The organism is Stenotrophomonas sp. Bg11-02 (genome assembly GCF_002836635.1).
Classification (GTDB): domain Bacteria; phylum Pseudomonadota; class Gammaproteobacteria; order Xanthomonadales; family Xanthomonadaceae; genus Stenotrophomonas; species Stenotrophomonas lacuserhaii.
Genome location: NZ_PJAY01000052.1, coordinates 1 through 13,907 on the forward strand (window position 1 = coordinate 1; position 13,907 = coordinate 13,907).

Here is a 13,907-nt window from a genome sequence, read left to right on the forward strand (position 1 = left end):
GGCTGTCGGTAGTGACGGCCGCTGGCCGTCATGCCCTGCGGTGTGTGGGTGACGACCGTTGGTCGTCACGCTTCTGCCTTCCGCTGCGCTCGCCGGGCATGGCTCGGCGCTACCGTGCTCGCGCCCCTTGTCAGTCCAGCAGCGCGGTGTTGCGCACGGCGCCCTTGTCCGCGCTGGTCGCCAGCAGCGCATAGGCTTTCAACGCACTGGTGACCTTGCGCGGGCGTGCTTGCAGTGGCTTCCAGCCACGTGCATCGGCGTCGGCGCGGCGCTGCGCCAGCGTGGCCTCATCCACCAGCAGGTGAATGCCCCGCGCGGGAATATCGATGCGGATGCGGTCACCGTCGTGCACCAGCCCGATCACCCCGCCGCTGGCCGCTTCGGGCGAAACGTGCCCGATCGACAGGCCCGAAGTGCCGCCTGAGAAGCGGCCGTCGGTCAGCAGCGCGCACTGTTTTCCCAGGCCCTTGGATTTGAGGTAGCTGGTCGGGTACAGCATCTCCTGCATGCCGGGTCCACCCTTCGGCCCCTCGTAGCGGATCACCACCACGTCGCCCGCTTTCACCTCGTCGGCGAGGATGCCAGCCACGGCCGCGTCCTGGCTTTCGAATACGCGAGCGTTGCCCTCGAATACATGGATGGACTCGTCCACGCCGGCGGTCTTCACCACGCAGCCGTCCACTGCCAGGTTGCCACGCAGCACCGCCAGCCCGCCTTCCAGCGAATAGGCGTGCTGCAGCGAACGGATGCAGCCTTCGGCACGGTCCAGGTCCAGCGACGGCCAACGCGTGGCCTGGCTGAAAGCCACCTGGGTGGGAATGCCGGCCGGCCCGGCGGCGAAGAATTCATGCACCTTCGCGTCATCGGTGAGCGTGGCATCCCACCGCTTCAGCGCGTCGGCCAGCGAGGGGCTGTGCACGGTCGGCACCGAGGTATCCAGCAGCCCGGCACGGTCCAGTTCGCCGAGGATGCCGAACACCCCGCCGGCACGGTGCACGTCTTCGATGTGGTATTCCGGCGTGTTCGGCGCCACCTTGCACAGCTGTGGCACGCGCCGCGACAGCGCGTCGATATGGGTCAGGTCGAAGTCCACGCCGCCTTCCTGGGCGGCCGCCAGCAGGTGCAGGATGGTGTTGGTCGAACCGCCCATGGCGATATCCAGCGTCATCGCATTGCCGAACGCCGCGGCGGTGGCGATGCCGCTCGGCAGGGCGCGCGGGTCTTCGCCGCCATACCATCGGTGGCACAGTTCCACGATCACCCGGCCGGCGCGGCGGAACAGCATCTCGCGGTCGGCGTGGGTGGCCAGCGTGGTGCCGTTGCCGGGCAACGACAGGCCCAGCGCTTCGGTCAGGCAGTTCATCGAATTGGCGGTGAACATCCCCGAGCACGAACCGCAGGTGGGGCACGCGCTGCGCTCGTACTCGGCGACCTTTTCGTCGGACGCGCTGTCATCGGCGGCGATCACCATCGCATCCACCAGGTCCAGCTTGTGTTCGGACAGCTTGGTCTTGCCCGCTTCCATCGGGCCGCCTGAAACGAAGATCACCGGGATGTCCAGACGCATCGCGGCCATCAGCATGCCGGGGGTGATCTTGTCGCAGTTTGAAATGCAGACGATGGCATCGGCGCAATGCGCGTTGACCATGTATTCCACCGAGTCGGCGATGATCTCCCGGCTCGGCAGCGAGTACAGCATGCCGTCGTGGCCCATGGCGATGCCGTCATCCACCGCGATGGTGTTGAACTCCTTGGCTACGCCGCCGGCCTGTTCGATCTCGCGCGCCACCAGCTGGCCAAGGTCCTTCAGGTGCACGTGGCCGGGCACGAACTGGGTGAAGGAGTTGGCGATGGCGATGATCGGCTTGTGGAAGTCGCCGTCCTTCATGCCGGTGGCACGCCACAGGGCGCGGGCGCCGGCCATGTTGCGGCCGGCGGTGGAGGTGCGGGAACGGTACTCGGGCATGGGCTGGCAGTAACGGGCGGGCCGTACGACGTGGGTGTCTCCCGATGATGCCCAATTTTTCCGGTTGCGTTTGCAACCACCGGGCCAGCGCCGATCTGACCCGCCGTTCATCTTGCCTGCTTTGCCGACTTTGGTTGCCGGCGCTGATGCGGCATTATTGGCGGGTTGATCCGCATGAGGCATGAGGCCATGAAACGTTCCCGCACCACCGCGCTGCTGTTGATGAGCGCCGCACCGCTGCTGTTCACCGCCTGCCAGAAGGACGAACCGGTGCAGGTGCAGGAAGGGCTGTATACCTCCGTGCAGGCCTGTACCGAGGCCACCGGCGATCCCTCATCGTGCCGCAACGCCTTTGCCGATGCGCAGCGGCAGTCTGCCGATGCCGCGCCGAAGTATGCCGACAAGGCGGCCTGCGAAGCCGATTACAAGCCGGAGCAGTGCGTGGAACAGCGCACCTCGGCAGGCACTTCGTTCATCGGTCCGATGATGATGGGCTTCTTCATGTCGCAGATGATGAACAGCGGACGTGCCGGCCTGGCCCAGCAGCCGGCCGCCGCCAGCCCCGCTTACCAGGACAAGAGCGCCGGCTGGGCGCGCGCGGCCCCCGGTGGCAGCGGCGGGCTGAACACGGCCAGCGGCATCGGCGCCGGCAAGGCCGGCCTGGCCCCGGTCAGCAACGTGCCGAACCGCGCCACCACCGCCAGCCGTGCCGGCTTCGGCAGCACCAGTGCGCGCCGTAGCGGCGGCAGCTTCGGCGGCTGATCGATGCAGCGTGTACGCATTGCCGAGCGCGCCCAGTGGCGCGCTCGTGCCGAAGAAGCCGGCTTCCGCTTCCACACCATCGACGGCCAGCCGTACTGGGATGAAACGGCGTACTACGCCTTCACCCTGCGCCAGATCGAACAGGACATCGAAGACCCCAGCGCCGAACTGCACCAGATGGCGCTGGCATTGGTCGAGGAGGTCGTGGCGTCCGATGCGCTGATGGACAAGCTGGCGATCCCGGCGCATTACCGCGACTGGATCGCCGACAGCTGGCGCCAGCGCCAGCCGCACCTTTACGGCCGCCTGGACCTGGCCTACGACGGCAGCGGCCCGGCCAAGCTGTACGAACTGAACTACGACACCCCGACCTCGCTGTTCGAAGCCAGTTTCTTCCAGTGGCAATGGCTGGAAGACCAGCGCAATGCCGGCCGCCTGCCGCAGCACGCCGACCAGTTCAACGCCCTGCATGAAGCCCTGGTGGAGCGTTTCGGTGAGCTCGCCGCCAAGCTGCCGCCGCCGCTGTTCTTCAGCGCCGTGGGCAGTTCACATGAAGACGTGGGCACGGTGGAATACCTGCGGGACTGCGCCGCGCAGGCCAACCTGCACGGCCAGGGCATCGCCATCGAAGACATCGGACTCTCCGAAGATGGACGCTTCACCGCGCTGGATGACACGGTGATCGGCACGCTGTTCAAGCTGTATCCGCTGGAAGACCTGATGGCCGAGGAATTCGGCCGCGCGCTGCCGGCTTCCGGCGTGCAGCTGCTGGAACCGGCATGGAAGGCGGTGCTGAGCAACAAGGGCATCCTGCCACTGCTGTGGGAGCGCCATCGCGGACACCCGAACCTGCTGGAATCGCACTTCGACGACGGCCGCACGTTGGGCGCCGGCTGGGTCCGCAAGCCGTTGTTCTCACGCGAAGGCGCCAACATCGAAATGCACCTGGACGATGGCAGCGTGCAGCGCAGTGACGGGCCCTACGATGGCCCGGCGATCCTGCAGAAGGCGCATCCGTTGACCCGTTTCGAAGGCGGCTATCCGCTGATCGGCAGCTGGGTGATCGGCGACCACGCCTGTGGCATCGGCATCCGCGAGGATGACAGCGCGATCACTCGTGACAGTGCGCGTTTCGTGCCGCACGCGATCATCGATGAAGCGCCGACGCAGATCTACGTCTGATCCAACGCGGTGACGACCAACGGTCGTCACCCACCAAGGCCGGGCTGGCATGACGCACCGGGGCCGGGCAGGAATCCGGTAGCGCCGAGCCATGCTCGGCGGGGGGGGCGTCGTACGCGATTGACGGCCAGCGGCCGTCACTACCGCTTACAACAGGCCGTCGCGCTTGACCGACAGGTAGCGCTCCACCAGCGCGCCGGGCAGGGCTTCGGCGGTGACATCCAGCACCATCACGCCATGGCTGCGCAACGCATCATGCGCCTGCGCACGCTGTTCCAGGTACATCGCCGCGGCACCGGCATGGGCGGCATCGGTGGTCTCGTCCACCGGTTGCAGCAGGGCCTGGTCCAGTACCTGTTCGCGCAGACTGGCCACGCACACCAGGTGGCGCCGCTGCAGCAGCTTCACCGCCGCCAGCAGGTCTTCGATGTCCTCATCGCGCACGTTGGTCACCAGCATCACCAGCGCGCGCCGCCGCTGCAGCACCGACAGCCGGGTGGCGGCCGCCAGGTAGTCGGTCGCCACCGCTTGTGGCTGCAGGTCATGGCTGGCGCGCAGCAGGTCGTCGATGGTGCCCATGCCCCGCTTGGGGGCCACCCAGCGCGGCTCGCCACCAATGGCATGCAGGCCGACGCCGTCGCCCTGCCGCAGCGCCAGGTAGGACAGCACCAGCGCGGCGTTCAACACCTGGTCGAAGTGCGACAGTCCGCCATCGCTGGCCATCATCCGGCGGCCGGTGTCGAGCATCAGCAGCATCTGCTGGTTCTTCTCGTCCTGGTACTCGCGCGATACCAGCCGGCGCGCGCGCGAGGTGGCTTTCCAGTCGATCTGGCGCAGGCTGTCACCGATGCGGTACTCGCGCATCTGGTGGAAATCGGTGCCTTCACCGCGCCGGCGCTTGAGGTGCGCGCCGACCATGCGCGAGGCCTGTTCGGCACTGAACAAGGCAAAGCGGGTCAGCGGCACGAAGTTCGGGAACACCCGCACATCGAGTGCAGGCGGCACGGTGCGCCGTTGCGTCCACAATCGCCACGGCGACTGCAGGCGAAGCTGCACGCCATCGAACCGGAACGCGCCCCGCTGCGGCGGCTGCACGTAATACGCCAGCGTGGTCGCAAAGCCGTCACGCAGGCGCAGCCGTCGCGGCAGGCCTTCGCTGTGCCACCCACCGGGCACCAGATCAAACACCTCCAGCCGCACTGGTTGCTCGGCCTGCAGGCTCAGCTGCACCTCGCGGCGCACGTCCAGCGCCAGCGATTCCGGCATGTGCCGCTGCACGCGTGGCGAGGGCATCCGGCGCAGCCGCAGCAGATCGGCCAACCCGAGCAACAGCAGAATCGCCAGCAGCGCCCACCAGCCCCAGCGCGGCAGCCAGCCGGCCAGCACCGCACCACCCACGCCGGCCCAGGCCAGCAGCAGCCACAGCAGGGGCAGGGCAGGCCTCATCGGCGCGGCGCGTCCACCTTGGCCAGCAGGGCCGAAAGCACATCGTCGGCATCCTGGCCTTCGATCTGCAGCTCCGGTGCCAGCGCGATGCGGTGGCGCAGTGCGGGGCGTGCGATATCGCGCACGTCGTCCGGGGTGACGAAATCGCGCCCGGACAACAGCGCCTGTGCACGCGCTGCACGCACCAGCGCGATGCTGCCGCGCGGCCCCGCGCCGAGCGCGATGCCCGGCCATTTCCGGGTGGCGGCGACGATCCGCACCGCGTAGTCGATCACTTCGGCATCCACGGTGATGGCGGCCGTGGCCTGCTGCAGCGCGACCACTTCGCCGGCGCTGAGCACACGCGGCACCCGCTGCAGGTCGAAGTCGCTGGCGCTGCGGCCGGTGGTGACTGCATCGACCATGCGCTTCTCTTCCTCCAGCGCCGGGTAATCGATGATGATCTTCAGCAGGAAGCGGTCCAACTGCGCTTCCGGCAGCGGGTAGGTGCCTTCCTGTTCGACCGGATTCTGCGTGGCCAGCGCCATGAAGGGCGGTGCCAGCGGGAACGACTTGCCTTCGATGGTGACCTGGCCTTCCTGCATCACTTCCAGCAGCGCCGACTGGGTCTTGGCCGGCGCGCGGTTGATCTCATCGGCCAGCAGCAGGTTGGTGAACACCGGTCCGCGGCGGATCTTGAAGCTCTCGCTCTTGGGGTCATACACCGCGTGGCCGCTGACATCGCTGGGCATCAGGTCGGGGGTGAACTGCACCCGGCCGTGGTCCAGCTCCAGCGCCTGTGCCAGCGCACGCACCAGCAGCGTCTTGCCTAGTCCGGGCACGCCTTCGATGAGCACGTGGCCACCGGCCAGCAGCGCGATCAGGATCTGGTCCAGCACGTCCTGTTGGCCGATGAAGGCATGGCCGACCGCTTCGCGGATCGCGTCCACGCGTTCGACCAGGTCACCGGCAACCGGCGAAGGTCCACCCAGCGGTGGCGGGGTCGTAGGGGTGTTTTCCAGTTCGGTCATAGCAGGCGTCTCATCTGCAGCAGGAGGGCAATCCGCTCTTTCAGGGCGGTGAGGTCGTTGGCAGCGGGCGCGGCCAGCGCGGTGTGCACGCGACTGGCCGGCCATTGCAGCAGGGTGGCGATGGCATGTTCCTGGGCGGCGCCTTCCAGTGCGGCGGCGATCGGCGCGCGTGCCTGCAGCCGGCGCAGGAACAGCCCACGTACCGCGGCATGCAGGCGCGGGCCCTGGCGCTGGCGCAGCAGCAGTTCGCCGCTGGCGCGCACGTGTTCCAGCAGCGACCGGCGTTCGGCCAGCGGCGAGGGCAGTTCACTGCCCAAGCGCTGCGAGCGCATCCACAGCCAGCCCAACAGGGACAACAGCAGCGGCAGCCAGACCGGCCAGCCCTCGAAGAACATACGCGCCCACAGCGATGGCGGCCGGCTGGCGTACACCAGCCACATCGTGCCTTTGCCGTAGTTCGGCTGCAGCAGGTAGCGGGTCAGGTCGCGGTGTGGACGGTCGTGCAGGCCATCGACAGCGGCGGTCTGGATCCCCTTCGGGCGCAATGCGGCCGGCAGGAAGGAGTCGGTGTCGGTCTGACCCTTCATGAACTCCATGTCCGCCAGCACATCCACCACGCCGCGGCCGTGACCGATGCGGGCAAACACGTAGCCGTCTTCGTTGCCCCACTCGCGCTGCACCTTGGCGTAGGCCGCATCGCTGACGTCGAAACGGCGTCCGCTGCAGAACTCCCGGTGGCGGTCCTCGCCTTCCACCTGGAACGGCTGGCACGCACTGCCGAAGCCCAGGCTGCCCACGCCCAGCGCCTGCAGCAGGGCCGGTTCCTGGCGCTTGTCATCCTCGCCGGTAGGGGGCGTGCGCACCAGCAGGTGGCCGCCGCGCTGGACCCAGGCCAGCAGTGCGGCCACTTCCGGTGCCGGCAGTTCGCCGCTGTCCTGCAGCAGCACCACGGTATCGCCGGCGGCCGGAGACATCGCTGCCATGTCCAGCCGCGCGCGTGCCTGCACCTGCAGGCCATCGGCGCGCAGCGCCTGGCCCAGCACGTACAACGGGTTGTAACTGGCCTCGCCCTGCGGCGGCAGCGTTTCGGTCCTGCTCACCTGCTCGTGGGTACGCAGGAACCACACCACCAGCGGCACGCTGACCAACACCGCCAGGCCGATCAACAAAGGCCACAGCACGCGCGCCTTCATGCCGGCCACCGGTACTGCGCCTGCAGGCTGTCAGCCAGTGCCTGGAAGGCATCGCGCGAGGGCAGGCGGTTGCCGTAGGCGGCGTACTGCCACATGCGCACGATGGCGCCGAACAGTTCGCGGTCGCGCGCGTCGGACATGCGGCGCGATGCACGCAGCACCTGCGCTTCGGTGGCGCCCGGCGGCAATACCACGCCACTGCGGTCGACCACCGTCCCCACGCTGGCGCGGTACAACAGGGCCAGTGCCTGGCGCGGTAGCCCGCTATCCCACAATTGGCGCGCGCGGGTCGCCACGTCGGGCGGCACCACCTCAGGCAGGGTGATCGAATCTTCGACCAGCGCGCCCGGGGCGGCGGCCTTGTGCCGGCCGGATCCGCGCAGCCACGGCAGCCAGCGCCGCGCGGTCAGCAGCAGGATCAGCAGCAGCACCCCGAGTAGCAGCCATAGTCCCCATTCCATCGCCAGGGCGACCATCTTCGCGGCCGATCCCACCAGCTCTTTGGATTTCCCTGCGTCGGCTTCGCGCTTCAGCCGCTCGCGTTCCTTGCGCTCGGCTTCGTCCTCGGGTTCACGTGTCTTCCACTCCGTGACCTCCCGCGTGGGACTCTGCAGCGGGTCTTCATACGCGCGCTGCACGGCCTGGCGGAAGCCGGCGGTGTCGACCGGTGCATCACCGAAGATGCCGGCCGGCGTGTCGTCGGGGTCTATCGGCGAAAGCGTCTCTTCTTCTGCCTCTTCTTCTTCTTCGGCTGACGCTGTCGCGTCGTCGGCAACGTCCTGTGGGGTGTCCTGCGCGTGCACCGGTGCGTACGCCCCCGGCAGCGCGAACAGCAGCGCCAGCAGCAGCAACGGCGCGGCCTGCTGCAGGCGCCCGCGCAGGCGGCGGAAGCTGATTTCAACGTCCCAGGCTTCCATCTGCGTGCGGCGGTTGAGATACAGGCCGAAGCCCGCCCCGACATGCAACGGCCCGATCACGCTGGCGACCAGCCAGAACACGCCATTCAATCCAAATTTCGCCCAGGCCGGGGTGTCCTGCCGCACCAGTTCCCACGCCGCGCGCCAGGAATCGCTCAACAGTTCCACCGGCACGAACAGGAAGATCGCCGACAGCGCGCCGATCACCAGCACCGCTTCGAAGCCCAGGCACAGCAGCGTGAGCAGCATCGAAGGACCGGCCGCCGCGCTCAGCACCGCACGCCGGCGCAGGCTGCGCAGCGGCGCGTCGGCGCCTTCCAGCAGGTTCACCGGCAGGCACACGTTGCGTACCGGACTGAAGCGCCGCCAGCCAAGGTAACCCCAGAACCCGCTGACGCCCCAGCCGCGCTGCGCGCGCAACGCCTGCCACGCGGTGACCGGTTCGCCGAATACATCGCGTGAGAGCACATACAGCACCACGCGATCAAACGCCGGCTTGCACCACCACAGCAGCAGCCATGCCCAGCCAAAGGCATCGCCGTGCCACCACGCCAGTGCATTGAACAGCACGAACAGCGGCGCACTGGCCAGCAACCAGGCGCCCCATGCCGCCCGCGGTTGGCGGCGTACCAGCGCCATGCCCAGTTCCATCGCCTCCCAACTGCTGCGTGCGCGCAGCGCTACGTTGAGCTGGTCAATCCGCATGCGCACCCCCGCGGCCACCGCGCCACAGCCACAGCAGGACCAGCGTCCACAGCACCGCAGCGACGCTGTACTTGCCCCACGCCGGAACGCTGGCGATGGATGACCAGAATGCTTCGATGAAGGCCGCCACCAGCAGCATCGCGGCGATGCCCAGGCACAGCCGTGCGCCGATCCGTCCACCTTCCACCAGCGCATCCAGGCGGCGTTTGCGCCCGGGTGCCACCAGCCGCAGGCCGAGCTGCAGGCCGGCGCCGCCGGCGATCACGATCGCGGTGAGTTCGAAGGCCCCATGGCCCACCACGAAGCGCCAGAACGGATCGCCGTGGCCGACGTGCTGCAGGTGCCCGGCCACCGTGCCGATGGTGATGCCGTTGAACAGCAGCACCAGCACCGTGCCGACACCGGCCAGCAGGCCGCTGGCGAAGGTGCGCAGGCCGATGCTGATGTTGTTCATGATGTAGTAGCCGAACATCATCCAGTCGGTGCCACTGTCGCGGCCCAGGTTGGGTGATGACGGGTCGTACATGCGTTCCACCTGCGCCAGGCGTGCGTTGTCCATCAACAGGTGGACCAGGTCCGGCTGCAGCTGCACGGCCACGAAGCTGCCCACCAGCGGTACCGCGAACAAGGCCAGCGCCACCCACATCACCGTGGCCTGGCTGCGTACCAGCTGCGGGAAATCGGCGAGCAGGAACTCCAGCACTCCGCGCCAGCGGAATGCCGGCGTGCGGTACAGCAGCGTGTGGCCGCGCTGCATCAACTGCTGCAGGTGTTCCACCAGCTGCGGGCTGTAGCCGCGCTGGCGGGCCAGCGCCAGCTGCTGGCACAGGCGCCGGTAGCGCTGCGGGAACTCCGCATCGGCGGGCAACGCAGGATCCACCGGTGCACGCGCGCGACGACGGCGGCCCAGGTGCGCACGCTGCTCCAGCCAGGCTTCCAGGGCCTGCCATTCGGGTTGGTAACGGCTGACGAACTGTTCCTGCTTCATCGCCTTCCCAGCAACCAGTTGGCCATGGCATACAGGCGCAGCACGCCGACCTGCCCGTTGGCTTGGGTCAGTGGGCTGGCGATGGCTGCCAGTTCCTGTTGGCGGGCCGGTGCCAGCAGCGGGGCGCGTTCGGCGAAGGCGATCACCGCCGATTGTTCCAGCGGTTGCAGCGCAACCGGGGGCGGCAGCGCGCTGTCGATGGTGGCGGCCGGCGCACGGATGCGCGCATCGCCGTGCACCACCAGCGTGCCGGCGACCAGATCGCCCAGCCGTCGTCCATTCGCATCGAACAGGCTGCTGAGCAGGCCCAGCGCGTAGCCGAATGGCAGCATGTCCACGGTGCGCAGCAGGTTGCGCGTGACCGATCCGCTCCAGCCCACCGGTGCCCCATCGCGAGCGATCACCCGCAGGCCCATCGCCCGCTTGCCCAGGGTCTGGCCCCAGATCGCTTCCAGCACGATGGTGTAGGCCCAGTAGAGCAGGAACATCAGCGCCAGGTGCAGCCCGCGCCCGAACTCATCCAGCAGTGCCAGCGGGAAGGCCAGCACGATCAGCACGGCCGCGCGGATCGCGAAATCAATCAGCCAGGCCAGCGCACGCGGCAGTGGGCCGGCGGCACGCAGCTGCAACGGCACGCCTTCCGGCGTAACCACTTCGCGGTAGGTATCCAGCATCGGCGTTGCGGTCATCTGTGCCGGATTCCTCTCCGGCAGGCGGCCACGGGCATGTGAGTCTCGACGTCATCCTGGGTCGGAGTCTGACTTTAGCAGGTTGCCGCGGCCACCGAGCCAACGGAAGTTGGCTTTACCGCAGCCGGGCCTCAGCCCAGGTACTCGTCTTTCAACCGCACGTAGTGGTCGGCCGAATAGTGCAGCGCTTCGATCTCGCTGTCCTTCAGCATGCGCGCCGGGCGGGCCGGGTTGCCTACCCACAGTTCGCCTTCACCGACCACCTTGCCCGGACCCACCACCGCGCCGGCGCCGACGAAGCCGTGCTTCTCCACCCGGGCCCCATCGAGGATGCAGGCGCCCATGCCGATCAGACTGTAATCGCCGATGCTGCAGGCATGGATGATGCAGCCGTGGCCGACGGTGACCCCTTCGCCGATCAGCGTGGGATGGCCGGCCTTGTTGAAAGGGCTGTGGTGGCTGACATGGATGATGGTGCCGTCCTGCACGTTGGTGCGTGCACCGATGCGCACGAAGTTGACGTCACCGCGGATCACCGTGCCCGGCCACACCGAAGCGTCTTCGCCGATTTCCACATCGCCGATGATCGTGCAGGCAGGGTCTACGTAGGCACGCGCGCCGAGCACCGGCATCTTGTCGCGGAAGGGGCGTAGCGGGTTCATCGGGTTCTCCGGTACAGCGCCGAGGCCTGCCCGGCAGAAAAGGTAGCGCCGAGCCCTGCCCGGCAGAAAAGGTAGCGCCGAGCCATGCCCGGCCATAAGGGTAGCGCCGAGCCATGCTCGGCGAGCACAGCGGCCCGCCTTACGCCACGCGCCCGCGGCGCGAACGTTCCAGGTGCACCAGCAGCAGCGAAATCGCCGCCGGGGTCATGCCGGGGATGCGCTGGGCCTGGCCGATGGTCTGCGGCCGCACGCGTTCGAGTTTCTGCAGCGCTTCGGCCGACAACCCGCGCACGATCGCATAATCGAAGCCCTCGGTGATCGGGGTGGATTCATGCCGTTGCTGGCGCTCGATCTCATCGCGCTGGCGGTCCAGGTAGCCGGCGTACTTGACGCCGATCTCCACCTGCTCGGCCACCTTGGCATCGTCCACGCCCGGGCCCAGCGAGGGCACCTGCATCAGCTTGGCGTAGTCCAGTTCCGGGCGCTTGATCAGGTCCAGCACGTTGGTTTCCCGGCTCACCGCCACGCCCAGCACCTGTTCCACTTCGCGTCCCAGGGCATTGCCGGGCGTTGCCCAGAGCGCACGCAGCCGCGCACTTTCGGCGCCCACCGCCGCCTGCTTGGTCTCGAACGCCGCCCAGCGGCGGTCGTCCACCAGCCCCATCGCGCGGCCGACCGGGGTCAGGCGCTGGTCGGCGTTGTCTTCGCGCAGCTGCAGCCGGTATTCGGCGCGGCTGGTGAACATGCGGTACGGCTCGGTGGTGCCGTGGGTGATCAGGTCATCCACCAGCACGCCGAGGTACGCTTCATCGCGGCGCGGGCACCAGCCATCCAGCCCACGCACCTGGCGGGCAGCATTCAAACCGGCCAACAGGCCCTGCGCGGCGGCTTCTTCATAGCCGGTGGTGCCGTTGATCTGGCCGGCGAAGAACAGCCCGCCCACGGTCTTGGTTTCCAGCGATGCCTTCAGGCCGCGCGGATCGAAGTAGTCGTATTCGATGGCGTAGCCGGGGCGGGTGATATGCGCGTTCTCGAAGCCGCGGATGCTGCGTACCATCGCCAGCTGCACATCGAACGGCAACGAGGTCGAAATACCGTTGGGGTAGATCTCCACGATGCCCAGGCCTTCGGGTTCGACGAAGATCTGGTGGCTTTCCTTTTCGGCGAAGCGCACCACCTTGTCCTCGATGGACGGGCAGTAACGTGGGCCGATGCCTTCGATCTGCCCGCTGTACAGCGGCGAGCGATGCAGCGACTCGCGGATGATGTCGTGGGTGCGCGCGCTGGTATGGGTGATCCAGCAACTGACCTGCGGCGGATGCTCATCCACCGTTCCGAGGAAGGACATCACCGGCCGCGGATCGTCGCCGGGCTGCTCGTCCATCACGCTGTAATCCAGCGAACGGCCATCGATGCGCGGTGGCGTGCCGGTCTTCAGCCGGTCCACCTGGAACGGGCGTTCGCGCAGGCGCGCGGCCAGCGTGGTGGCCGGCGGATCGCCCATGCGGCCGGCGGCGTACTGGGTGGGCCCGACGTGGATCTTGCCGGCCAGGAAGGTCCCGGCGGTCAGCACCACCGCTGCCGCATCAAAGCGCAGGCCGGTCTGGGTGAGCACGCCACGCACCTGGTCGCCCTCGATGACCAGGTCATCCACGGCGGCCTGGAACACGGTCAGGTTCGGCTGCGCTTCCACGATGGCGCGGATCGCCATGCGGTACAGGTTGCGGTCGGCCTGGCAGCGGGTAGCGCGCACCGCCGGTCCCTTGGACGCGTTCAAGGTGCGCCACTGGATGCCGGCGCGGTCGGCGGCGTGCGCCATCGCCCCGCCCAGCGCATCGATTTCCTTGACCAGATGGCCCTTGCCGATGCCGCCGATCGCCGGGTTGCAGCTCATCGCGCCCACGGTTTCGATGTTGTGGGTGAGCAGCAGGGTGCGCGCGCCACCGCGTGCCGCGGCGAGCGCCGCTTCGGTGCCGGCGTGGCCGCCGCCGATGACGATGACGTCGTAACGATGGAAGGAGTCGGTCATGGGGAAGGCAGGGGGTGGCCGCAGCCATCGGTTGGGCAGGCGCAGGCGCCTTGGAGGGTGGCGATTTTAACGCCAATCGTGGCCGGGGTCAGATTCCTTTGGCCCCCGCCGGACAGAAATCAGGGCAGATTCGTGAATCGGCCCTAAAGTTGGCATGGAACCTGCAGATATATCCTTAGCACCCAGCGTGATCGGCGCCACTGGCGCTACGGACCGGAATTGGAACAGGGGCTGGTCCAGATGCACATTGGGGAAGCGTAGGGCCGGCAGTCGGGGGACTGTCCGGCCCTGTTTTTTTCCGGAACACCGGAGCAAGGCCGTTCCACCTGCGACAGACGCTAAAAAGACAAGGCCCCGC

General features: G+C 68.0%; 11 protein-coding genes. 2 read left to right on the plus strand and 9 right to left on the minus strand.

Annotation, left to right across the window (positions count from 1 at the left end; genetic code table 11):
- Positions 1 to 130: 130 nt before the first annotated feature.
- Entirely contained in the window at positions 131 to 1,966 is a 1,836-nt protein-coding gene (gene ilvD, locus CXG43_RS06370) for a dihydroxy-acid dehydratase (RefSeq protein ID WP_101099201.1), read from the minus strand.
- 189 nt (positions 1,967 to 2,155) lie between these two features.
- On the opposite strand from ilvD, the gene CXG43_RS06375 reads away from it, so the two are divergent.
- Complete coding sequence (locus tag CXG43_RS06375) at positions 2,156 to 2,728, plus strand: DUF1190 domain-containing protein (RefSeq protein WP_101099202.1); 573 nt, start codon at positions 2,156 to 2,158, stop codon at positions 2,726 to 2,728.
- A gap of 3 nt (positions 2,729 to 2,731) precedes the next feature.
- Positions 2,732 to 3,910 carry a glutathionylspermidine synthase family protein gene (locus CXG43_RS06380; protein WP_101099203.1) on the plus strand — a complete coding sequence of 393 codons (1,179 nt, stop codon included), beginning with the start codon at positions 2,732 to 2,734 and terminating at the stop codon, positions 3,908 to 3,910.
- 147 nt (positions 3,911 to 4,057) lie between these two features.
- Here CXG43_RS06380 and CXG43_RS06385 read toward each other — a convergent pair whose 3' ends face one another.
- The 8 genes from CXG43_RS06385 to mnmG all read right to left on the minus strand — a co-directional run bounded on the left by CXG43_RS06385 (position 4,058) and on the right by mnmG (position 13,549).
- Positions 4,058 to 5,356 (minus strand): DUF58 domain-containing protein, encoded by a 1,299-nt coding sequence (locus tag CXG43_RS06385; protein ID WP_101099204.1) that lies wholly within the window; start codon positions 5,354 to 5,356, stop codon positions 4,058 to 4,060.
- Positions 5,353 to 6,366, minus strand: a complete 1,014-nt coding sequence (locus tag CXG43_RS06390) for a MoxR family ATPase (RefSeq protein WP_225212042.1) — start codon at positions 6,364 to 6,366, stop codon at positions 5,353 to 5,355. Before CXG43_RS06390 ends, CXG43_RS06385 begins: the two co-directional genes overlap by 4 nt.
- On the minus strand, positions 6,363 to 7,559 hold the full coding sequence (locus CXG43_RS06395; protein WP_101099344.1) for a DUF4350 domain-containing protein: 1,197 nt from the start codon (positions 7,557 to 7,559) through the stop codon (positions 6,363 to 6,365). Before CXG43_RS06395 ends, CXG43_RS06390 begins: the two co-directional genes overlap by 4 nt.
- The gene (locus tag CXG43_RS06400) at positions 7,556 to 9,181 is read right to left on the minus strand and encodes a DUF4129 domain-containing protein (protein WP_101099343.1); all 1,626 of its coding nucleotides are present in this window, start codon (positions 9,179 to 9,181) and stop codon (positions 7,556 to 7,558) included. Before CXG43_RS06400 ends, CXG43_RS06395 begins: the two co-directional genes overlap by 4 nt.
- Positions 9,171 to 10,169: a stage II sporulation protein M gene (locus tag CXG43_RS06405; protein ID WP_101099205.1), complete on the minus strand. Its 999-nt coding sequence runs from the start codon at positions 10,167 to 10,169 to the stop codon at positions 9,171 to 9,173. Before CXG43_RS06405 ends, CXG43_RS06400 begins: the two co-directional genes overlap by 11 nt.
- The gene (locus CXG43_RS06410; protein ID WP_223181712.1) at positions 10,166 to 10,858 is read right to left on the minus strand and encodes an RDD family protein; all 693 of its coding nucleotides are present in this window, start codon (positions 10,856 to 10,858) and stop codon (positions 10,166 to 10,168) included. Before CXG43_RS06410 ends, CXG43_RS06405 begins: the two co-directional genes overlap by 4 nt.
- A gap of 131 nt (positions 10,859 to 10,989) precedes the next feature.
- Positions 10,990 to 11,520, minus strand: a complete 531-nt coding sequence (locus tag CXG43_RS06415) for a gamma carbonic anhydrase family protein (protein WP_101099206.1) — start codon at positions 11,518 to 11,520, stop codon at positions 10,990 to 10,992.
- Positions 11,521 to 11,659: 139 nt separating this feature from the next.
- On the minus strand, positions 11,660 to 13,549 hold the full coding sequence (gene mnmG, locus CXG43_RS06420; protein WP_101099207.1) for a tRNA uridine-5-carboxymethylaminomethyl(34) synthesis enzyme MnmG: 1,890 nt from the start codon (positions 13,547 to 13,549) through the stop codon (positions 11,660 to 11,662).
- Positions 13,550 to 13,907 lie beyond the last annotated feature (358 nt).

What these genes read in the sequence shown, in the direction of transcription:
- CXG43_RS06415 (WP_101099206.1), bottom strand. Translation starts at nt 11,520, where the DNA reads ATGAACCCGCTACGCCCCTTCCGCGACAAGATGCCGGTGCTCGGCGCG.
- CXG43_RS06375 (WP_101099202.1), top strand. Translation starts at nt 2,156, where the DNA reads ATGAAACGTTCCCGCACCACCGCGCTGCTGTTGATGAGCGCCGCACCG.
- CXG43_RS06395 (WP_101099344.1), bottom strand. Translation starts at nt 7,559, where the DNA reads ATGAAGGCGCGCGTGCTGTGGCCTTTGTTGATCGGCCTGGCGGTGTTG.
- CXG43_RS06410 (WP_223181712.1), bottom strand. Translation starts at nt 10,858, where the DNA reads ATGACCGCAACGCCGATGCTGGATACCTACCGCGAAGTGGTTACGCCG.
- mnmG (WP_101099207.1), bottom strand. Translation starts at nt 13,549, where the DNA reads ATGACCGACTCCTTCCATCGTTACGACGTCATCGTCATCGGCGGCGGC.
- CXG43_RS06390 (WP_225212042.1), bottom strand. Translation starts at nt 6,366, where the DNA reads ATGACCGAACTGGAAAACACCCCTACGACCCCGCCACCGCTGGGTGGA.
- CXG43_RS06380 (WP_101099203.1), top strand. Translation starts at nt 2,732, where the DNA reads ATGCAGCGTGTACGCATTGCCGAGCGCGCCCAGTGGCGCGCTCGTGCC.
- CXG43_RS06400 (WP_101099343.1), bottom strand. Translation starts at nt 9,181, where the DNA reads ATGCGGATTGACCAGCTCAACGTAGCGCTGCGCGCACGCAGCAGTTGG.
- ilvD (WP_101099201.1), bottom strand. Translation starts at nt 1,966, where the DNA reads ATGCCCGAGTACCGTTCCCGCACCTCCACCGCCGGCCGCAACATGGCC.
- CXG43_RS06405 (WP_101099205.1), bottom strand. Translation starts at nt 10,169, where the DNA reads ATGAAGCAGGAACAGTTCGTCAGCCGTTACCAACCCGAATGGCAGGCC.
- CXG43_RS06385 (WP_101099204.1), bottom strand. Translation starts at nt 5,356, where the DNA reads ATGAGGCCTGCCCTGCCCCTGCTGTGGCTGCTGCTGGCCTGGGCCGGC.